The following is a 20,650-nucleotide window of genomic DNA, read 5'->3' as shown; positions in this document are numbered from 1 at the left end:
TGGCTGGCTGACGCGGTCCGAGCGCGCCCGCCTGGAAGGTCTGGCCGCACCCTCTCGCCGCGCCACCTTTCTGGCCGGTCGCTGGCTGCTGAGGCAACTGCTGGCCGAGTTGTTCGGAGGCTCGCCGACCGAGCACACGGCCGAGATCGACGTGCAGGGTCGCAGCAGTGCCTGCGGCGGCTCCGCCAACATTTCGCACAGCGGCGACCGGTTCGCCGCCGCCTGGTCGCCCGAGCCTATCGGCATCGACATCGAACTGCTGCGCCCGCGCCGCGATCTGCTCGGCTTGGCGGCCGGCGTGCATGGGCCGGCCCAGTGCGCGGAGCTGGCCCTGCTGGACGATGCGACGAGGTTGCGTCGGTTCTACGAGTTATGGACGCTGAAGGAAGCCACGCTCAAACGCGAGGGCGAGGGCCTGGATATGGCGCGGATGCGCGGCATGGACTTCATGGCCGATAGGGACGGCGACTGCTGGAGCCTGGCGCTGGAGCACGAGGATCTGGCACTGGCCGTGGTCGGGCCGCTCCGGACGCCCGGGCTGCCGCCCGGCGTCACCGTCATCGATCGGCTGCGCCTGAAAGCCTAGAATCGCGGCCCCTCCGCCTGCGATCCATCCCGCTCATGACCCGAGCCCTCCCCATCACCCGCAGCCACGGCATCGAAGCCGTGGAACTCGTCGCCCCCGACGGCGCCCGCGCCACCATCGCGCTGCATGGCGGCCACCTGCTGTCCTGGATCCCCGCTGGCGGCGAGGAGCAGCTCTACCTGTCGCCGACCTCCGAGTTCGCGATCGGCCAGGCGATCCGTGGCGGGGTGCCGGTGTGCTTCCCGCAGTTCGCCGAGCGCGGCCCGCTGAAGAAGCATGGCTTCGCCCGCACCAAGCCCTGGCAGCTGGTCGCGGCGGAGCAGGGCGAGAGCGACGCGCTGGCGGTGCTCAAGCTCGGCGACGACGCCGCCACCCGCATGGTCTGGCCCCATGCCTTCGAGCTGGAACTGAGCGTGCGCATTGCCGGCCAGGAACTGCAGATCGAGCTGGCCTGCGAGAACAAGGGCGACAGCGCCTTCGAGTTCACCGCCGCGCTGCACAGCTACTTCCGCGTGGCCGACATCGACGCCACCAGCGTGCAGGGCCTGTCGGGCCTGGACTACTTCGACTCGGTGGACCAGACGAACAAGAGCCAGCGGGTGGACCTGCTGCTGCCCTCCGGCGAGATCGACCGGATCTACCAGGGCGTGGGCTCGCAAGACCTGACCCTCAAGGAACAGCTCGCCGCCGCCGACAACAAGGAGCGCCGCGTCGAGATCCGCCAGCAGGGCTTCGAGGATGCGGTGGTCTGGAACCCGGCCGCCGCCAAGTGCGCGACGCTGGCCGACATGCCCGCCGACGGCTGGCGCCAGATGCTGTGCATCGAGGCCGCCGCGGTGATGAAGCCGATCCGGCTGGAGCCCGGCGAAAGCTGGGCGGGGCTGCAAAGCCTGAACGTTGTGGCGTAAGCTGGCCGCTCCTCAAAGGGGAGCGATCAGATGGCCAAGAAGCAAGGCAAGCTCGGCAAGTCCGCCTACCTGGAGCAGCTCGCGCCGCTGCAGCTGGAACTCAATGCGATGGCCCGCTGGCTGCTGCACACGGGCAGGCGCGTGGTGGTCATCGTCGAGGGGCGCGACACGGCCGGCAAGGGCGGCGTGATCTCGGCGATCGGCGAGACGCTGAATCCGCGCCAGTGCCGCACCGTGGCCCTGGCCAGGCCCAGCGAGTACGAGCAGGGCTGCTGGTACTTCCAGCGCTACATCGCCCACCTGCCGTCGGCCGGCAATATCGCGCTGTTCGACCGCAGCTGGTACAACCGCGCCGGCGTCGAGACGGTGATGGGCTTCGCCTCCGAAGACCAGACCAAGTCCTTCCTCAAGCAGGCGCCGGTGTTCGAGAAGCTGCTGGTGGACGACGGCATCCTGCTGTTCAAGTACTGGCTCACCGTGGACCAGGCGCAGCAGGAAGAGCGCTTCCAGGAGCGCCTGGCCGACCCGCTCAAGCGCTGGAAGCTCTCGCCGATCGACGTCGATGCGCGTCGCCTCTACAAGGAATACGGCAAGGCCCGCGAGCGCATGCTCGACGCCACGCACACCAAGCACGCGCCGTGGACGCTGGTCGACTTCAACGACCAGCGCCAGGGCCGGCTCACGTTGATCCGCGACCTGCTGGACCGCATCCCCGAGGTCGACGTGCCCGACAAGAAGATCGAGTTCCCGCCCTTGCCGGACAAACCGCAGCGGGAGCACTTCGGAAAACTGAAGCCGATCTGAACGCTCGGGGGCGCATCGGATAATGCCCCGATGAGCTCTTTTGCCCCCTTGCAGAACGACACCTTTCTGCGCGCCTGCCTGCGCCAGCCCACCGAACACACGCCGGTCTGGCTGATGCGCCAAGCCGGTCGCTACCTGCCCGAGTACCGCGAGACGCGGGCCAAGGCCGGCAGCTTCATGGGCCTGGCCACCAACACCGACTACGCCACCGAGGTCACGCTGCAGCCGCTGGAGCGCTACCCGCTGGACGCCGCCATCCTGTTCAGCGACATCCTGACCGTGCCCGACGCGATGGGCCTGGGCCTGTCCTTTGCGCTGGGGGAGGGGCCGAAGTTCGCCAAGGTCGTGCGCGACGAGGCGGCCGTGGCGGCGCTCGAAGTGCCGGACATGGACAAGCTGCGCTACGTTTTCGACGCGGTCACTTCGATCCGGAAGGCGCTGAACGGCCGCGTGCCGCTGATCGGTTTCTCGGGCAGCCCGTGGACCCTGGCCTGCTACATGGTCGAGGGCGGCGGCTCCGACGACTACCGCCACGTCAAGGCGCTGATGTACTCGCGCCCGGACCTGATGCACCGGATCCTCGAAGTCAATGCCGCTGCAGTAGCGCGTTACCTCAACGCACAGATCGAGGCCGGCGCCCAGGCCGCGATGATCTTCGACTCCTGGGGCGGCGTGCTAGCCGACGGCATGTTCCAGCGCTTCAGCCTGGCGTATTCGAAGCGCGTGCTGGAGCAGGTGAAGACCGAGCACGAGGGCAAGCGCATCCCGCGCATCCTGTTCACCAAGGGCGGCGGCCTGTGGCTGGACGAGATCGCCGATGCCGGCGCCGATGTCGTCGGCCTGGACTGGACGGTCAACCTCGGCGCCGCCCGCGCCCGCGTCGGCGACCGGGTGGCGCTGCAGGGGAACATCGACCCGAACGTGCTGTTCGCGCCCCCCGAAATGGTGCGCGAGCAGGTACGGGCTGTCCTGGACAGCTACGGCCCCGGACCGGGCCATGTGTTCAATCTGGGACACGGCATCAGCCAACACACGCCGCCGGAGTCGGTGGCGGCCCTGGTCGACGAAGTCCACACCCATTCCCGCAAGCTGCGCAGCGCCTGAATCCACGGGCCGCCGAGCGTGAAGTAAGCACTCAGCGCAGGGACTTATCCCCAAAAAATGGGACGCACCCGGAGGCTGCAAAAAATGTTGCGGTGCAGCTTCTCGTTTACCCGATTGAAGCCTAAGTCGTTGATTCACATGGGGTCGGGTCGCCCGCACCGAAAGCGTGCGACGCCGGCCTGTCGGACCGGCGAGCACCGCGACGCAGCAAAGCCCGGCAGTTCCCCACAAAGTTATCCACAGCCTTGTGGGAAAGGTTGGAAGCCGTTCCAAATCATGGACTTACAAGCAGGAATTCAAGCCGCGTGGCAGCGCTGACCGTCGCGCTGCGGGTGGCGGTCGACACGCCGCAGCACAGCGGCCTGAGCGGCCCGCTGGACTACCTGGCCGAGCAGCCGCTGCCGCCGGGCAGCCTGGTGCGCGTGCCGCTGGGCAAGCGGGAGCTGCTGGGCATCGTCTGGGCTGGTGAAGCTGAAAGCAGTGACACGACCGCGCTGCGCCCGATCCTGGCGACGCTGGACGGCCTGCCGCCGCTGGGCGAGGCCTGGTGCCAACTGATCGAGTTCGCCGCCCGCTACTACCAGCGCAGCATCGGCGAGCTGGCGCTGTCGGTGCTGCCGCCGCAGCTGCGCGAGCTGGAGCCTTCGCAGCTGCAGCTGCGCCTGAAGCGCGTCGCGAAGTGGGCGGCGGAGCAGGGGGATGCGTCGAACGTCGGCGTTAGCGAACGCCCGACGCTCAGCGAGGCCCAGGCCCAGGTGCTGGCCGAGCTCGACACGCTGCTGGAATCATCGACAGGCGAGGCCCCGCCGCCGCTGCTGCTCTACGGCGTCACCGGCAGCGGCAAGACCGAGGTCTACCTGCGCGCCGCCGAACACGCGCTGGCCGCCGGCCGCCAGGTGCTGGTGCTGGTGCCCGAGATCAACCTGACGCCGCAGCTGGAGGCCCGCTTCGCCGAGCGCTTCGCCGGCACGCCCACCGTCTCGCTGCACAGCGGCCTCACGCCGGCCCAGCGCCTGCGCAACTGGCTGGCCGCCCACCTGGGCGAGGCGCGGCTGGTGCTGGGCACGCGGCTGGCGGTCTTCGCCTCGCTCCCGCAGCTGGGCCTGGTCGTCGTCGACGAGGAACACGACCCTTCGTACAAGCAGCAGGACGGCGCCCGCTACTCGGCCCGCGACCTGGCCATCTACCGCGCCCACCAGGCCAGGGTGCCGGTGATCCTCGGCTCCGCCACGCCTTCGCTGGAAAGCTGGCAGCGCGCCGAGGAAGGCCGCTACAAGCGCCTCAGCATGCCGGCCCGCATCGGCGGCGGCGCCTTGCCGCGCGTGCGCCTGTTCGATATGAAGACGCTGCCGGTCACCAAGGGCGTGATGACCGCGCTGACCGCGCCGCTGCTGCAGGCGCTGCGCCTGCGGCTGGAGCGTGGCGAGCAGAGCCTGGTGTTCCTGAACCGCCGCGGCTATGCGCCGGTGCTGCATTGCGCCGAATGCAACTGGAAGAGCGACTGCCCCAACTGCAGCGCCTGGCGCGTCTTCCACAAGGGCGACCGCACGCTGCGCTGCCACCACTGCGGCCTGACCGAGCGGGTGCCCACGGCCTGCCCCAGCTGCGGCAATATGGACATCGCCCCGATGGGCCGCGGCACCGAGCGACTGGAGGAACAACTCGCCGAGGCCTTGCCCGGCGCCCGCGTGGCCCGCATCGACGCCGACTCGACGAAGAACAAGGGCGAGCTGGAGGCGCAGCTGGCGGCGGTGCATGCGGGCGAGGTGGACATCCTGGTCGGCACGCAGATGATCACCAAGGGCCATGACTTCCGCCGCATCACCTTCGTTGCCGCGGTGAACCCGGACGGGGCGCTGTTCAGCAGCGACTTCCGCGCGCCCGAGCGCCTCTTCGCGCTGCTGATGCAGGCCGGCGGCCGCGCCGGGCGCGATGCGGCCCAGGCCGCGGCCAGCGAGATGTGGGTGCAGACCTGGCACCCCGAGCATGCGCTCTACCGCGCGCTGGCGAAGCATGACTACGAGGCCTTCGCCCGCGAGCAACTGGCCGAGCGCGAGTCCGCCGGCCTGCCGCCCTTTGCCCACCTGGCCCTGCTGCGCGCGGAGGCTCGCACGGCCGAGGTGGCGCGCGACTTCCTCGACGCCGCCGCCGCCTGGGCCCAGCAGCTGCCCGAGGCGCAACAGCATGTGCTGATCTATCCGCCGGTGCCAATGAGCATCGCCCGCGTGGCCAATGTCGAGCGCATGCAGATGCTGGTCGAGTCGACCAACCGCGCTGCGCTGCAGCGCCTGCTGGCGCAATGGCTGCCCGAGCTGGGCCTGCTCAAGCGCGAGCACCGCGGGCTGATGCGCTGGGCGGTGGACGTCGACCCGCTGGCCATCTGAGGGTAAATTCCGCCCGGGGATCGATCGAGGCGAAGAAATAAAGCCCGGAGGGACGAGGCGGATGGACGACGACGACGCGCTGCGCAAGACGCGCGATGCCTGGCTGAGCCGCGTGCTCGGGGTCAGCGTGCTGCCGGCCGCGGGGGCTGCCAAGCCGCCGGTGCCGCCGCCCTTGCCGCCGCGCAAGCCGGTGCGCGTGACGGCGGTCCGCACGAAGCTGCCGCATCCCGGCGCCACGCCGCATCCGCCGCGTGCCCGCTCCGGCGCTGTCATCGCCGCGCCGGACAAGCCCCAGGTCTACACGAGCCCCACCGGCAAGACGATCAAGCTCGCCCACCTACCCGGCGGCGGCATCAGCTATACCGCGCCGCCTCCGCCGGTCACCGAGATCACCTTCTCCGGTGGCGGCGGCAAGGGCGTGGCCCTGCCGGGCGCGGTCAAGGCGCTGCAGGACAGCGGCGTGCTCAAGGATGCGAGGCGCGTGGCCGGCGCCTCGGTCGGCTCGATGACGGCGGCGCTGGTCGCGGCCGGCATCACCTCCGACGAGTTCACCAACGTCGCCAACGACGACGAGACGACGGCCCGCATCGTCGAGGGCACCGGCGGCACCAAGCTGGGCCTGATCGCGCGGGCGATGAAGAACATCGGCAGCCCGCTCACCGGCGAGGGCCTGGAGACCCTGGTGCGCGAGGTGCTGGACGAGACGTTGCGCAAGCGCATCGTCGAGTACATGGAGGCCTGCGGCAAGAGCGGCATCGCGCCGGACCCGACCGTGGTCGAGATCGTCAAGCGCCTGTCCAGCAACAAGACCGGGCCGACCTTCCTGGACATGCGCAAGCTCTCCGTCGTGATCCCGGCGGTCAAGGAAGTGGTGATCACCGGCACCTACCTGAAGCAGGTGGACGCCGAGGCCGGCAAGGACGCGTCGCACGGCCAGCTCTACGTCTTCGACGCCGACTCCGAGCCCAGCCTGGAGGTGGCCGTCGCCGTGCACGCCTCGGCCTCCTTCCCCAAGGCCTTCAAGCCGGTGGACATCAAGCTGTCCAGCGGCATCGTCGCCCGCTTCATCGATGGCGGCGTGATGAACAACACCCCGACCACCTCCACGCTGGGCCGCGACCGCGAGCTGGACCCGGTGCCGCCGGGCCGCGGCGTGACCTTCGTCTTCGAGGACAAGGACGGCGTCGCCAAGGACATGCTGGCCGGCAAGGTCAAGCCCGAGACCGGCCGCCTGGCGCGGCTGATCGACTGGGCCATCGACTCCAACACCCACGGCGCCGAATACGGCAAGAACCGCGAGCTGGCCGACAAGCCGCAAGAGCTGGTGATGGTGCCGCTGAAGCTGACGCTGCCGCCCAAGAAGCCCGGTGACAAGGGCCACGAGATCGACATGCGCGACGGCACGCTGGATTTCAACGTGCCGATGGCCGACAAGCTGGCGCTGCAGAGCGCCACCGAGCAGGCCACGCTGGACCAGGTGAACCGCGAGAAGCAGGACCGCTCGCGCAGCTTCGCCACCGAGTCGCAGATGTTCTGCTGCATCCCGATGGACGAGCTGAAGACGCTGCAGGCCCAGCACTACAAGGGCGCCGCCGCGGCGGTCCATTTCCGCGAGCAGGTGGCCACGCAGGTCGACCTGCTGCTGACCCTGGTGGCGATGGGCACGACCTCCGGCGTCGACCCCGCTGTCGTGCCGGCGCTGGCCGCGCTGGACAAGGCGGCCGGCGCCGATCTGGACTTCCAGGCCCTGGTGGCCCGCGAATTGAACAAGCGCCCGCAGCTGGACAACCTGATGGCCAGCGTGCGCGGCAGCGGCCGCACCAGCCCCGCGCTGGAAGCCAGCTATGCCGTGGCCGACATGGTCAAGGCCCAGGCCCATGCCGACGAGATCCTCAAGCAGCTCGTCTACCCGGCGATGACGAAGCAGAGCGAGGGCGGCACCGGCCTGGCCACGCTGCTGGACATGGAAACCCGGCTGCGCAAGGTGCGCTCCGCCAAGGACGTCAACACCGCGCTGGACATCGGCATCAAGCACTTCGCCAGCAAGTCCGACATCAACATTCCCAAGCGCGGCCACAAGGCCCTGGCCGCCGCGCTGGCCACCCGCAAGATGTGAGTGACGAGCTCACGGAAAGAGAGTCCCCATGTACCCGACCACCGAAGCCCTGTACGCCGACCTCGCCAAGGTCCTGGGCGTCGACGAACTGAAGCCCGACGCGCAGGGCAGCGTGCAGCTCAGCGTGGGCGAGACCTCCACCGTGCTGATCTTCGCGGAGAACGCCGAGAGCGTGATGCTGGTCTCGCCGGTGATGGAGCTGCCCGCCGCGATCGACTACGGCCGCGTGCTGTGGCTCTTGCGCCGCAACTTCTACGACAGCCCGCTGGCGCCGTTCCGCATCGGCTGCGACACGGCGAGCAGCCTGGTGATCTGGGGCCGCGTGCCCACCGCCGGCTTGACGGGCCAGGAGCTGGCCAACCTGATCGACGCGGTCGCCACCGAGGCGGACACGATCCGCGAGGAAGTGGCCGTGGAGGACGCCGGCTAAGCCGCCCAGGCCTCCATCACCGCGGCCTCCACCGCTTCCACCGCCGGCGGCTGCTTCGGCAGCGCCGGGGTCAGCCAACATAACCAGGTATGTGAGCGCCATCCGTCCCAGATGGCCAGCTCGCCCATGCGCTCGCCCTGCTCGGCCTGGTCGCGGCGGATCAGGCCGGCGCCCATGCCGCTGGCCACCATGCTGCGCAGCACGCCCTCGCCGTCGGCGGTGCGGGTGGGGCGGTAGTCGCGTCCGGCGGCGGCGAAGAAGCCCTCCAGGTGGCGGCCCAGGATGCAGCTGGGCGGCGTGCCCACCCAGGGCAGGTCCATCAGCGCGTCCTGATCCAGGCCCGGCCGGGCGAGCGCCTTCGGCAGCACGATCGACAGGTCCACCTGCCCGAGGCGCCGCAAGCGCAGGCCGTCGATCTCCAGCTGGTCGTTCAGCGCGTAGGCGCAGTCGAGCTCGCCGCGGCGCAGCGCCTGCACCGTCTCGAAGGACAGGCCCTGGCGCAGCTGCAGGCTCACCTGCGGATGCCGCTCGGCCAGCGTCACCAGCACCTCGCCCAGGCGCAGCGCCACCGGATCGACGACCGTGCCGAAGCGCACCGTGCCCTGCGCGGCGCCGCGGATCTGCTCGGCGGCGGCGCGGATGCGGGTGGCGGAATCGAGCGTGCGCTGGGCCTCGTCGAGCAGGCGGCGGCCGGCCTCGGTCAGCTCCATGCCGCGGGGCGTGCGCTCGAACAGGCGCACGCCCAGCTCGTCCTCCAGCGCCTTCAGCTGCGCGCTGACCGCCGGCGCACTGGTGAACACCCGCTCGGCGGCCTTGGTCAGGTTGCCTTCCTGCGCGATGGCGGCGAAGGTCTTCAGTTGGTAGAGCTCCATGGCTGCGCAGTGTGCCGCGCGCGCGGGTGCCTGTCCGTTCACGAAAGCTGAGGCCCCGATCCAAAGATGCGAATGGCGCCCGCGGCGGGCGAGGACGAAAGTTGCTGCACTGCGTCAACCGAGGAGTTCGCCATGGACAAGAACACAGCCATCCCACGCCCTGCCGGCATCGCCGCGCTGCTCGTCGCCACCATCAGCTGGGGCGGCATGTTCCTCGTCGGCAAGGCGGTGCTGCCGCATGTCGGCCCGGCCTGGCTCACGCTGATCCGCTACACGCTGGCCACGGCCGTGATGCTGCCGGCGATGCTGCTGCTGCGCGGCGGCGTGGCCCGGGCCTGGCAGCAGCTGCGGGCCGAGGGCCCCGACCTGGCGCTGCGCGGCCTGGCCGGCTTCGGCGTGTTCGGCCTGCTGCTGCTGATCGGCCTGCGCCACACGGTGCCTTCGCATGGCGCTGTGATGATCGCCACGACGCCGATCAGCACCCAGCTGCTGCGCTGGCTGCTGGATGGCCAGCGGCCGGGCCGCGCTACGCTGCTGGCCTCGCTGCTGGCGCTGGCCGGCGTGGGCGTGATCTCGGGCCTGCTGCTGCCCGGCGGCGCGACCGGCGGCGCGACCGGCGGCGACGCCGCCTGGCACTGGGACCTGGTGGTGCTGGCCGGCACGCTGGGCTGGGTCGTCTACACCCGCGGTGCCGCCCGCCACCCGACGCTGGACGTGCTGGAGTACACCGGCCTCACGCTGGTGGCCGCCTGGCCGCTGCTGGCGCTGGGCACGCTGGCGTTGACGGCCCTCGGTCTCGAACATGTCCCCGCCACGGCCGATCTCGCCGCCAGCTGGCACGGCCTGCTCTACATCGGCGCGATCTCCTCGGCGCTGGCGGTGCTGGCCTACAACGTCGGCGTGCGTTCGCTGGGCGCCGTCACGGCCTCGGCCTTCCTGAACTTCGTGCCGGTCTCCGCGCTGCTGATCGCCGCGCTGCTGGGCAAGCTGCCCACCGGCGCCGAGCTGCTGGGCGTGGGGATGGTGGTGGCCGGCCTGCTGGTGCATGCGCGCAGCGTCAGCGCCGCCGCGCCGCGGGTGACAATGACCGTCATCCGGGAGTGCGCCCTGGTGGCGACAAACACGAGCAGATGATCGAGCGAAGACGACTGTTGCTGGGAGGAGGCGGTGCCGCGCTGACGATGAGGGCGGCACGCGCCGCGCCGGCGGACTTCCGCATGGCGTATTTCGAGACCTACAGCCCGCTGAGCTTCGTCCAGCCGGACGGCCGCATGGGCGGCATCCTGGTCGACGTGCTCGGCGCGGTGCTGAACGAGGACCTCGGCCTGCACTGCCTCCATGAGGGCTTTCCCTGGCCGCGCGCGCAGCTGCGGGTCACGCTGGGCACCAGCGACGCGGTCTGCACGATCGCCACCGCCGATCGCCTGGCCTACGCGGTGGCGGTGGATGAGCCGGTGGTCACCGCCACGAACACCATCTTCGTGCGCGCCGACCATCCGCAGTTCGAGGCGCTGTCGCGGGTGAAGAGCCTGGACGAGCTGAAGGCGCTGAACCTCAACGTGCTCTCCTACAGCGCCAACGGCTGGGCCCGCGAGAAGCTGCAGGGCTTCGACGTGACCTGGGGCGGCGACTTCAACAGCGCGCTGAAGATGCTGGTGGCCCGCCGCGGCGACCTGATGGTCGAGAACGCGCTGACGATGAGCTACACGCTGCAGCGCACCCCCGGTGGCGAGCAGGTGCGCATGCTGCCCAACCGGCTGGACCAGGCCAATTTCCAGCTGCTGATCGGCAAGCGCTCACCCCATGTGGAGCGGGTGGCGAGCATCGGCCGCGCGCTGCAGCAGTTCAAGCGGACCCCGGCCTATGCCGATGTGTTCAAGCGTTATGGCTTGTCGGCTGCGATGCGGGGTTCGTCATGAGGCGCGCGCTCACGCTGCTGCTTGCCGGCCTGCTGATGACGGCGTCCGCGCAGGCGCTGCGCCTGGTGACCACGCATTTCCCGCCCTTCGCGATGGAGCGCGGCGCCGACGCCCCCGGGCCGCTGGTGAGCCAGGTACTCGCCGCGATGAGCCAGGCCGGGCACCCCGGACCGGTCGAGTTCGTGCCCTGGCCGCGCGCCCAGCTGCTGGCCACCACCGGCGAGGAGCCGGTGCTGATCCTGCCGCTGGTGCGCTCGCCGGAGCGCGAGGCGAGCTACCAGTGGGTGGGCGTGCTGGCCTGCCGCTACATGGGCTTCGTCTCGCTGCGCCAGCGCCTGAGCCGCTTCGACGACGAGGCCCTGGCCGGCGCCCGGCTGGCCGTGCTGCGCGCGGCGCCCTACCGCAGCCCCTCGCGCGTGGGCTCGCTGCAGCAGGCCAACAGCTTCGAGGACATGGCCCGGCTGCTGCAGCAGGAGATGGTGGACGTGCTCTACGGCAACCAGGACACCATCGTGCTGAACCTGCAGGCGCGTGGCGTCGATCGCGCGGCGCTGGCGCTGTCGCGCCCGCTGGAGGCCGATGCGCTGTGGCTGGCGGCCTCGCTGAACACGCCGGCCGCGACCCTCGAGGCGCTGCGCGAAGCCCTGCGCAACACCCGCAAGGACCCGGCGCTGGAGCGCCAGTTCGCCCGCGCCGGCCTGTCCCGTCCGGCCGCGGCCACTGTCCGGACACTGTCCGCGGACAGCTTGTGCAAGCTGCCCGCAGCGCCAAGTGATTGATTCATAACGGCCTGCCTCGACGGCAGCCGCGGGCACGCTCATTGCGATGAAGGAGGAGGAAAAAACACACCTCTTCACGACGCAATGATCCGAGACACCTCCGCCCAGGACCGCCCGATCGAGCAAGGCACCGGCCGCCGCCGCAAGCTGGTCGCCGTGCTGCTGCTGGGCGCCGTGGCCGCCGCCGCGGCCTGGGCCCTGCCCAAGCTGTTCTCCGGCGCCGCCACCTCGGTCAGCGCCACCCGGCTGGGCATCGCGCCGGTCGAGACCGGGCCCTTCGTGCGCGACGTGGCCGGCGAGGGCAAGGTCGTCGCCGCCAACGCGCCGACGCTCTACGCCCCCAACGCGGGCGCGGTGACCGTGCAGGTCCATGCCGGCGACAAGGTCACCCGCGGCCAGGTGCTCGCCACCATCGACAGCCCCGACCTGAACAACCGCCTGGCCCAGGAGCGCAGCAATGCCGACAGCATGCGCGCCGAGCTGCTGCGCGCCCAGGTCGATGCGCGCCAGCAGGGCGCCCAGCTGCAGAGCGAGTACGAGAACGCCGCCATCGACCTGAAGACCGCGCAGAACGACCTCGACCGCCAGACCCAGGCCTTCAAGGCCGGCGCCGCCGCCAGCATGCAGGTGGACCATGCGCGCGACGCGCTGGAGAAGGCCCGCGTGACGCTGGCCCATGCCTCGGCCGGCCGCGGGCTGAAGGAAGACGCGCTGAAGTTCGACGTGCAGGCCAAGCAGGCCGCGCTGGAGCGCCAGCAGCTGCTGGTGAAGGACCTGCAGCGCCAGGTCACCGAGCTGGCGCTGCGCTCGCCGGTGGACGGCCAGGTGGGCCAGCTGCTGGTGGCCGAGAAGGCCACGGTGGCCAAGGACGCGCAGCTGCTGACGGTGATCGACCTCTCGGCGCTGGAGGTGCAGATGCAGGTGGCCGAGAGCTTCGCCCGCGACCTCGCCATCGGCATGCCCGGCGAGATCAGCGGCAACGGCCGCAGCTGGCGCGGCCTGGTCAGCGCGGTCTCGCCCGAGGTGGTGAACGGCGAGGTGGCGGCGCGGCTGCGCTTCGACGGCGCCACGCCGGATCAATTGCGCCAGAACCAGCGCCTGTCGGTGCGCGTGCTGCTCGACAAGCGCGAGAACGTGCTGAGCGTGCGCCGCGGCACCTTCGCCGACGAGCAGGGCGGCGCCGCCGCCTACGTGCTGCGCGAGGACGGCGCCATCGCCGAGAAGGTGCCGGTGCGCCTGGGCGCGCGCAGCCTCGACCGCATCGAGGTGCTGGACGGCCTGAAGCCCGGCGACCGGGTGGTCGTGTCCGGCGCCGATGCCTTCGCCGGCGCGGCCCGCGTGGCCATCTCCAAGTAATCAGACATCAGAGGAGCAACACACATGCTGAAGATGCAAGGACTCTCCAAGGTCTACCGCACCGAGATGGTCGAGACCTACGCGCTGCGCCAGTTCGACCTGGCCGTGAAGGAGGGCGAGTTCGTCGCCGTCACCGGCCCCTCGGGCTCGGGCAAGACCACCTTCCTGACCATCGCCGGCCTGCTGGAAGCCTTCACCGGCGGCAGCTACGAACTCGATGGCGTGGACGTCAGCCGCATGAACGACAACCAGCGCTCGCGCATCCGCAACGAGAAGATCGGCTTCATCTTCCAGGCCTTCAACCTGATCCCGGACCTGAACGTGCTGGACAACATCGAGGTGCCGCTGCGCTACCGCGGCATGGGCAGCGCCGAGCGGAAGAAGCGGGCCACCGATGCGCTGGCCCGGGTCGGCCTGTCGGCCCGCGCGCGGCACTATCCGGCCGAGCTGTCCGGCGGCCAGCAGCAGCGGGTGGCGATCGCCCGTGCACTGGCCGGCAGCCCGCGCCTGCTGCTGGCCGACGAGCCCACCGGCAACCTCGACAGCTCGATGGCCCGCAGCGTGATGGACCTGCTGGAGGAGCTGCACCGCGACGGCGCCACCATCGTGATGGTCACCCACGACCCGCAACTGGCCGCCCGCGCGCAGCGCAACGTCCATGTGATCGACGGCCAGGTGGTGGACATCGCCGCCGAGCTGCGCATGGACCCGGCGCTCATCAAGGGCTGATCGATGCGCCTTCTGTTCCTTGCCCTCGCCCTGGCGGCATCCGCTGCCCAGGCCGAGGATCTGCTCCAGGTCTACGCCGAGGCCCGCGCGCAAGACCCGACCCTGGCCGCCGCCGACGCCGCCCGCGGCGTGCAGCGCGAGCAGGCTGCCCAGGCGCGTGCACCGCTGCTGCCGCAGTGGAGCGCCTCGGCCAGCGATTTCCGCGAGACCGGCGGCGGCGAGCGCGGCCGGCTGCGCCAGTTCGACAGCAGCATCAGCCAGACCCTGGTCGACCTCGGCACGCTGCATAACTGGCAATCCGAGCGCACCCTGGTGTCAGCGCAGGACGCGCTGGTCGGTGCCGCCGAGCAGGATCTCTGCGCCCGCGTGGCCAGCGCCTATTTCGGCGTGCTGTCCGCCCAGGCCGTGCTGACGACGACGCGCGCCAACGAGGAAGCCTTCGCCGAGCAGGTGCGCCAGGCGCGCTCGCGCTTCGATGCGGGCCTGTCGGCCGCGGTGGACGTGGACCAGGCCGCGGCCTATTACGAGCTCTCGCGCGGCGCCACCGTGCAGGCGCAGCAGGCGCTGGAGGACGCGCGCCAGGCGCTGGCCCAGATCACCGGCCGCGCGCCGGGCGCGCTGGACCGGCTGGCCGACGCGCTGCCGGCCCTGCCGCCGGAGCCGGCCGATGCACAGGCCTGGGTCGCCCGCTCGCTGGAAGCCAACCCGGACATCCGTGCGCAAGACCTGACCCTGCGGGCCAGCGAGCAGCGCATCGAGGCCGCCCGCGCCGGCCACCTGCCGGTGCTCAGCGCCGGCGTGGACAGCCTCAACCAGCGCGGCCCCGGCATCGCGCCGAGCGACAACGGCCGCACGATCACCCAGGTGGGCTTCAAGCTGACGATCCCGATCTTCGCCGGCGGCGCGGTGGCCGCGCAGACCCGCCAGGCGGTGTTCCGCCGCGAGGCCCAGCGCGACCAGCTGGAGATCACCCGCCGCAACTGGACCCGCGAGACCCAGGCCCAGTACCAGGCGGTGCTCTCGGGCGTGGCGCGGATGCAGAGCGCCAGCGCGGCGGTGCAGGCCAGCGACCGCATGCTGGCCTCCACCCGCGCCGGCCAGCCGCTGGGCACCCGCACGATGACCGACCTGCTGCTGGCCATCCAGACCCAGGCCTCGGCCCAGAGCGCCTTCGAGCAGGCGCGCCACGGCTATGTGCTGGCCAAGCTGCTGCTGCAGCGCGCGGCCGGCAACCTGAACGAATCGGAGCTGGCAGCGGTGAACCGCCTGCTGGTGCCCGTCAACAAGGAGGAGTGAAGAGATGCTCGCCTACTACCTCGAACTGGGCTTCAGAAGCCTCAAGTCCGCCCGCGCGCTGACCGTGCTGATGCTGCTGTCCATCGCCATGGGCGTGGCCGCCTGCATGACCACGCTGACGGTCTTCCATGTGCTTTCCGGCGACCCGATCCCGCACAAGAGCGACAAGCTCTTCAACGTGCAGCTCGACGCCCAGAAGATGCGCGACTACACGCCCGGCAGCGAGCCCGACCTGCAGCTGACCCGCTTCGACGCCGAGGCCCTGCTGCGCGACAAGCGCGGCGCGCGCCAGGTGATGATGACCGGCGCCAACACCGCGGTGGACCCGGCCGGCTCGGGCAAGAGCGAGATGCGGCCCTTCTACTCCCGCTCCCGCTTCACCAGCGCCGACTTCTTCCCGATGTTCGAGACGCCCTTCCAGTACGGCGGCGGCTGGAGCGCGGCCGAGGACGAGGGCAAGGCCCGCGTGGCGGTGATCAGCGGGGAGCTGAACCAGCGCCTGTTCGACGGCGCCGACTCGCGCGGCAAGACGCTGCGCCTGCGCGACAAGGACTTCACCATCGTCGGCGTGATGGACGACTGGCGGCCCGCGCCGCACTACTTCGACCTGACGCTGGGCGCCTACTCGAAGCCGGCCGAGGTCTTCATCCCGATCCAGACCTCGCTGGAGCTGAAGTTCGGCCGCAGCGGCAATATGGACTGCTGGGGCGAGGTGGCCGGCGGCGACGTGCTGGCCCTGGCCGTGCCCTGCTCCTGGGTGCAGTACTGGGTGCAGCTGGACACGCCGGAGCAGGTCTCGGCCTACAAGGACTACCTGCAGCAGTACGCCGCCCAGCAGAAGCAGGCCGGCCGCTACGAGCGCCCGCCCAATGCGCGGCTGCGGCCGGTGATGGAGTGGCTGTCGGTGCGCAAGGCCGTGCCCAGCGACATCCGGCTGCAGGTCTGGCTGGCCTTCGGCTTCCTGCTGGTGTGCCTGACCAATGCGGTGGGCCTGCTGCTGGCCAAGTGCCTGCGCCGCGCCGGCGAGATCGGCGTGCGCCGTGCCCTGGGCGCCTCGCGGGCGGCGATCTTCATGCAGTTCCTGGTCGAGGCTGGCAGCCTCGGCCTGGCCGGCGGCGCCTTAGGCCTGCTGCTGACCTGGGCGGGCCTGTGGATCGTGCGCCAGAACGGCAGCGCCTACGCGGCGCTGGCGCAGCTGGACTGGGCCATGTTCGGCACCACCTTCGGCCTGGCCGTCGCAGCCAGCCTGATCGCCGGCCTGCTGCCCGCCTGGCGCGCCTGCCAGGTGACCCCTGCACTTCAACTGAAAGTTCAGTGATCATGGACATCCTCCCCATCCTGTCGACGCTGAAGCGCCACAAGACCGCGGCCGGCCTGATCGTGCTGCAGATCGCGCTGACCTGCGCCATCGTCTGCAACGCGCTGTTCCTGATCAGCGAGCGCGTCGCGACCATCAATGCGCCCAGCCACATGCCGGACGACGCGCTGGTGGTGCTGAGCGTCTCCGGCATGAAGCGGGTCGAGAACCCGGAGCCGCAGACCGACGCCGACCTCGCTGCGCTGCGCGCCATCCCCGGCGTGGTGGGCGTGACCATCACCAACCAGATTCCCTTCGGCGAGAACTCCAACAACAGCGGCATCCGCCTCACCGCCGACGAGAACACCCGCGCGGTGACCCAGGCGTCCGACTACCAGCCCGGCCCCGGCTGGCTGCAGACCTTCGGCCTGAAGCTCAAGGAGGGGCGCGACTTCACCGCCGAGGAGTATGTCGCGGCCAGCATCGTCGACACGCAGGAGGATCCCAACGTCCCCGCGGTGATCCTCAACGCCTCGCTGGCCGAGCGCCTGTTCCCGGGCCAATCCGCTTTAGGCAAGCAGCTCTACATCTACGGCAAGCGGCCGCAGCGGGTGGTCGGCGTGCTGGAACATCTGGTGCCGCCTTCGCCGAAGGCCGGCGACGGCGATGCCGGCCCCAGCGCGATGGTGATGCCGATCCGGCCCAGTTACCGCGGCGGTTACTTCGTGCTGCGGGTCAGCGATCCGGCGCAGCGCGAGAACGTGCTGAAGGCCGCCGTCGACGCGCTCGACGGCAACAGCCCCGGCGTCAAGCGCGTGGTGCGCTACCAGAAGCTGGTCTCCGACCTGCGCAGCGACTACTACCGCCAGGACCGCTCGATGGTCTGGCTGCTCGGCGGCGTCTGCCTGGGCCTGCTGGTGGTGACGGCCTTCGGCATCGTCGGCCTGGCCAGCTTCTGGGTGCAGCAGCGCACGCGGATGATCGGCACCCGCCGCGCGCTGGGGGCGACCCGCGGCCAGATCCTGCGCTACTTCCAGACCGAGAACTTCATGCTCTCCACGCTGGGCATCGCGCTGGGCATGGCCGGCGCCTTCGGCATCAGCCTGCTGCTGATGCGCGAGTACGAGCTGCCGCGGCTGCCGGTCTACTACCTGCCGCTGGGCGCGCTGATCCTGTGGTCGCTGGGCCAGATCGCCGTCTGGGCGCCGGCGCGCCGCGCGGCGGCACTGCCTCCGGTGGCCGCCTTGCGGAGCTGATAATTCCGCGCACATGCGGACCGTCCTGATCATCGATGACAACCCCGGCGTCGGCGAGGCCCTCTCGCTGCTGCTCTCGCTGCGCGACATCCGGCCGCTCTACGCGGCCAGCCCCGACGAAGGCCTGGCGCTGCTGGCCCGCGAGGACGTGGGCCTGGTCATCCAGGACATGAACTTCACGGCGGACACGACCTCGGGCGAGGAGGGCGTCGCGCTGTTCCGCTCGATTCGGGCGTTAGCACCCGACCTGCCGGTGATCCTGCTGACCGCCTGGACGCGGCTCGAAGCGGCGGTGGAGCTGGTCAAGGCCGGCGCCGCCGACTACCTCGCCAAGCCCTGGAACGACGCCAAGCTGCTGGCCTCGGTCGAGAACCTGCTGGAGCTGGGCGAGGCGAGCCGCGAGGTGGTGCGGCGCCGCCAGCAGCAGCGCGTGCGCCGCGCGAAGCTGGACGAGCGCTACGAGCTGGGCGGCCTGGTGTTCGAGTCGGAGCCGATGCTGCGCTGCCTCGAGCTGGCCTGCCAGGTGGCGCGCTCGGAGCTGCCGGTGCTGGTCACCGGCCCCAACGGCAGCGGCAAGGAGCGCATCGCGGCCATCGTCCATGCCAACTCGGCGGTGAAGGCCGGGCCCTTCGTCGCCGTCAACTGCGGCGCGCTGCCGGCCGAACTGATCGAGGCCGAGCTGTTTGGCAGCGACAGCGGCGCCTACACGGGATCGCAACGCGCCCGGGAGGGCCGCTTCGAGGCGGCGCACGGCGGCACGCTGTTCCTGGACGAGATCGGCACGCTGCCGCTGCCCGGCCAGGTCAAGCTGCTGCGCGTGCTGGAGACCGGCCGCTTCGAGCGCCTGGGCTCCAGCCGCTCGCGCGAAGCGAAGGTGCGGGTCGTCAGCGCCACCAATTCGGACCTGAAGGCGATGGTGCGCGCCGGCACCTTCCGCGAGGACCTGTACTACCGGCTCAACGTGATCGAGGTGAGCCTGCCCGCGCTGGCGGAGCGGCCCGATGACATCGTGCCGCTGGCCGAGCATTTCCTGGCCGGCGGCGCGGTGCTGTCCGAGGCGGCGCGCGAGGCGCTGCTGGCCTGGCGCTGGCCCGGCAACGTACGCGAGCTGAAGAACGTGATCGCCCGGGCCGGGCTGCTGGCCGGCGAGGGCGGCACGATCACGCCGCAGCTGCTCGCGCTGCCCGCCGAGCACGCGCAGGCGCGCAACCTCGACGAACCGAGCCGCGAGGCGGTGCTGGCCGCGCTGGGCCAGGCGGGCGGCGTGGTCAGCCGCGCGGCGCAGGCGCTGGGCCTGTCGCGCCAGGCCCTGTACCGGCGCATGGAGCGCTACGGCCTGGAATGAGCCACACGCTGCAATGGCGGATGGCCGCGCTGCTGATGGCCGCGGCGCTGGCCGGCGTGGGTATCCACCTGGGGTTGCTGGCGCTGGGGCTGCCGGCGTGGTGGGCGCTCGTGCTGACCGCGGTGATCCTGCTGCCGCTGGCCGCCTGGGGCGCGAGCCGGCTGATGGCGCCGCTGCAGCGCCTGATGCGCGCGCTCGAAGGCGCGGTGTTCAGCTACCGCGACGGCGACTTCAGTGTCACCTTGAGCGGCGAAGGCCGCCGCGACGAGTTCGGCGAGCTGCTGCGCCTGCACGGCGAGCTGGGCCAGAGCCTGCGCGAGCAGCGCCAGCATCTGGCGCAGCGCGAGCTGCTGCTGGACACGGTGGTGCAGAACACGCCGGTGGCCCTGCTGCTGACCGACGCCCGCGGCCAGATCGTCATCGCCAACCTGGCCGCCCGCCAGCTGCTCGCGGGCGGCCGCAGCCTCGCCGGCACCGACTTCGCCGCGCTGCGCGCGCGGCTGCCCTCGGCCCTGCAGCAGGCGCTGGACGGTGGCGAGGACGGCCTGTTCAGCCTGGCCGGCGAGGAGGGCGCCGAGGAAACCTACCACCTGTCGCGGCGCGAGCTGCGCCTGCAGGGCCGGCCCCATGTGCTGCGCCTGATCCGGCGCATGACCCGCGAGCTCTCGCGCCAGGAGGTGGCGAGCTGGAAGCGGGTGATCCGCGTGATCAGCCACGAGCTGAACAACTCGCTGGCGCCGATCTCCTCGCTGGCCCACAGCGGCGCCGAGCTGGCGCGGCGCGGCAGCCTCGAGCGCCTGCCCGGCGTGTTCGACAGCATCGGCGCCCGCGCCGCCCATCTGCACCGCTTCCTGGACGGCTACGCCACCTTCGCCAAGCTGCCGTCCCCGCAGGTGCAGGAGGTGCGCTGGCCGCTCTTCCTCGAAGGGCTCGCGGCGCACGGCGAGTTCCGCCTGGTCGACGAGCCGCCGGCCGCGCCCGGCCGCTTCGATCCCGTGCAGATCGAACAGCTGCTGATCAACCTGGTCAAGAACGCCCACGAGGCCGGCGGCACCGAAGTCACGCTCAAATTCAGCGCCACCCTGCCGCGCGAGCTGGCCATCGAGGTCTGCGACAACGGCCCCGGCATGAGCGAGGCGGTGCTGGCCCAGGCGCTGCTGCCCTTCTACTCGACCAAGCGCAGCGGCACCGGCCTGGGCCTGGCCCTGGCGCGCGAGATCGCCGAGGCCCACGGCGGGCGCATCGCGCTGGCCAACCGGGTGGAGGGCGGGCTGCGGGTGACGGTGACGCTGCCTCAGTAGCTGAGGCTGGCCGTCAGCACCCAGGCCGGCCGCGCGTCGTCGGCCGGCGCGAAGCCCTGCGAGTGGGCGTTGCTGGCGATGCGCGCCAGCAGCAGCTGCGCCGGGCCGCCCGCCCAGGCGAGGGCCGCACTGCCGTAGACGTAGCGGCCCGGCGACTGGGCATAGACC

General features: G+C 71.0%; 18 protein-coding genes. 17 read left to right on the top strand and 1 reads right to left on the bottom strand.

Annotation, left to right across the window (positions count from 1 at the left end; genetic code table 11):
• The 7 genes from B0W88_RS18315 to B0W88_RS18285 form a co-directional block, all read left to right on the top strand.
• The coding region (locus B0W88_RS18315; protein WP_077036081.1) for a 4'-phosphopantetheinyl transferase superfamily protein at positions 1-586 on the top strand (586 nt) is incomplete at its 5' end.
• Between the two features lie 35 nt (positions 587-621).
• The gene (locus tag B0W88_RS18310) at positions 622-1,494 is read left to right on the top strand and encodes a D-hexose-6-phosphate mutarotase (protein WP_077036080.1); all 873 of its coding nucleotides are present in this window, start codon (positions 622-624) and stop codon (positions 1,492-1,494) included.
• Positions 1,495-1,524: 30 nt separating this feature from the next.
• Positions 1,525-2,298 (top strand): polyphosphate kinase 2, encoded by a 774-nt coding sequence (ppk2, locus tag B0W88_RS18305; protein ID WP_077036079.1) that lies wholly within the window; start codon positions 1,525-1,527, stop codon positions 2,296-2,298.
• Between the two features lie 30 nt (positions 2,299-2,328).
• Positions 2,329-3,402, top strand: a complete 1,074-nt coding sequence (gene hemE / locus B0W88_RS18300) for a uroporphyrinogen decarboxylase (protein ID WP_077036078.1) — start codon at positions 2,329-2,331, stop codon at positions 3,400-3,402.
• 314 nt (positions 3,403-3,716) lie between these two features.
• Positions 3,717-5,786, top strand: coding sequence for a primosomal protein N' (locus tag B0W88_RS18295; RefSeq protein ID WP_083748869.1), 2,070 nt, complete (start codon positions 3,717-3,719; stop codon positions 5,784-5,786).
• 61 nt (positions 5,787-5,847) lie between these two features.
• Positions 5,848-7,902: a patatin-like phospholipase family protein gene (locus B0W88_RS18290; protein WP_077036076.1), complete on the top strand. Its 2,055-nt coding sequence runs from the start codon at positions 5,848-5,850 to the stop codon at positions 7,900-7,902.
• A gap of 28 nt (positions 7,903-7,930) precedes the next feature.
• Positions 7,931-8,332, top strand: a complete 402-nt coding sequence (locus B0W88_RS18285; protein WP_077036075.1) for a type III secretion system chaperone — start codon at positions 7,931-7,933, stop codon at positions 8,330-8,332.
• Here the strand turns inward: B0W88_RS18285 and B0W88_RS18280 are convergent.
• The gene (locus tag B0W88_RS18280) at positions 8,329-9,204 is read right to left on the bottom strand and encodes a LysR family transcriptional regulator (protein WP_077036074.1); all 876 of its coding nucleotides are present in this window, start codon (positions 9,202-9,204) and stop codon (positions 8,329-8,331) included. The two genes, B0W88_RS18285 and B0W88_RS18280, sit on opposite strands and share 4 nt — an antisense overlap.
• A 132-nt stretch (positions 9,205-9,336) precedes the next feature.
• Here B0W88_RS18280 and B0W88_RS18275 point away from each other — a divergent pair, with 132 nt between their 5' ends.
• The 10 genes from B0W88_RS18275 to B0W88_RS18230 all read left to right on the top strand — a co-directional run bounded on the left by B0W88_RS18275 (position 9,337) and on the right by B0W88_RS18230 (position 20,482).
• The gene (locus B0W88_RS18275; RefSeq protein WP_077036073.1) at positions 9,337-10,338 is read left to right on the top strand and encodes a DMT family transporter; all 1,002 of its coding nucleotides are present in this window, start codon (positions 9,337-9,339) and stop codon (positions 10,336-10,338) included.
• Positions 10,339-10,385: 47 nt separating this feature from the next.
• On the top strand, positions 10,386-11,123 hold the full coding sequence (locus B0W88_RS18270) for an ABC transporter substrate-binding protein (RefSeq protein WP_158080885.1): 738 nt from the start codon (positions 10,386-10,388) through the stop codon (positions 11,121-11,123).
• Entirely contained in the window at positions 11,120-11,902 is a 783-nt protein-coding gene (locus B0W88_RS18265; RefSeq protein ID WP_077036071.1) for a hypothetical protein, read from the top strand. The genes B0W88_RS18270 and B0W88_RS18265 overlap by 4 nt, the downstream gene beginning before the upstream one ends.
• An 84-nt stretch (positions 11,903-11,986) precedes the next feature.
• The gene (locus B0W88_RS18260) at positions 11,987-13,258 is read left to right on the top strand and encodes an efflux RND transporter periplasmic adaptor subunit (RefSeq protein WP_077036070.1); all 1,272 of its coding nucleotides are present in this window, start codon (positions 11,987-11,989) and stop codon (positions 13,256-13,258) included.
• Positions 13,259-13,282: 24 nt separating this feature from the next.
• Positions 13,283-13,987, top strand: coding sequence for an ABC transporter ATP-binding protein (locus tag B0W88_RS18255; protein WP_077036069.1), 705 nt, complete (start codon positions 13,283-13,285; stop codon positions 13,985-13,987).
• Between the two features lie 3 nt (positions 13,988-13,990).
• On the top strand, positions 13,991-15,283 hold the full coding sequence (locus B0W88_RS18250; RefSeq protein ID WP_077036068.1) for a TolC family outer membrane protein: 1,293 nt from the start codon (positions 13,991-13,993) through the stop codon (positions 15,281-15,283).
• 4 nt (positions 15,284-15,287) lie between these two features.
• A complete protein-coding gene (locus tag B0W88_RS18245) occupies positions 15,288-16,601 on the top strand; it encodes an ABC transporter permease (protein WP_077036067.1) in 1,314 nt (437 codons plus the stop codon).
• Between the two features lie 2 nt (positions 16,602-16,603).
• Positions 16,604-17,836, top strand: coding sequence for an ABC transporter permease (locus B0W88_RS18240; protein WP_077036066.1), 1,233 nt, complete (start codon positions 16,604-16,606; stop codon positions 17,834-17,836).
• A 13-nt stretch (positions 17,837-17,849) separates the two neighbouring features.
• Positions 17,850-19,181, top strand: a complete 1,332-nt coding sequence (locus B0W88_RS18235) for a sigma-54 dependent transcriptional regulator (RefSeq protein WP_077036065.1) — start codon at positions 17,850-17,852, stop codon at positions 19,179-19,181.
• Positions 19,178-20,482 carry a PAS domain-containing sensor histidine kinase gene (locus tag B0W88_RS18230; protein WP_077036064.1) on the top strand — a complete coding sequence of 435 codons (1,305 nt, stop codon included), beginning with the start codon at positions 19,178-19,180 and terminating at the stop codon, positions 20,480-20,482. Before B0W88_RS18235 ends, B0W88_RS18230 begins: the two co-directional genes overlap by 4 nt.
• Positions 20,483-20,650: the final 168 nt, after the last annotated feature.

The sequence above is a fragment of the Pelomonas sp. KK5 genome (genome assembly GCF_001984095.1).
GTDB lineage: Bacteria > Pseudomonadota > Gammaproteobacteria > Burkholderiales > Burkholderiaceae_C > KK5.
The sequence above is the reverse complement of the archived record's forward strand: the minus strand, read 5'-3'. Positions and strand labels throughout refer to the sequence as shown.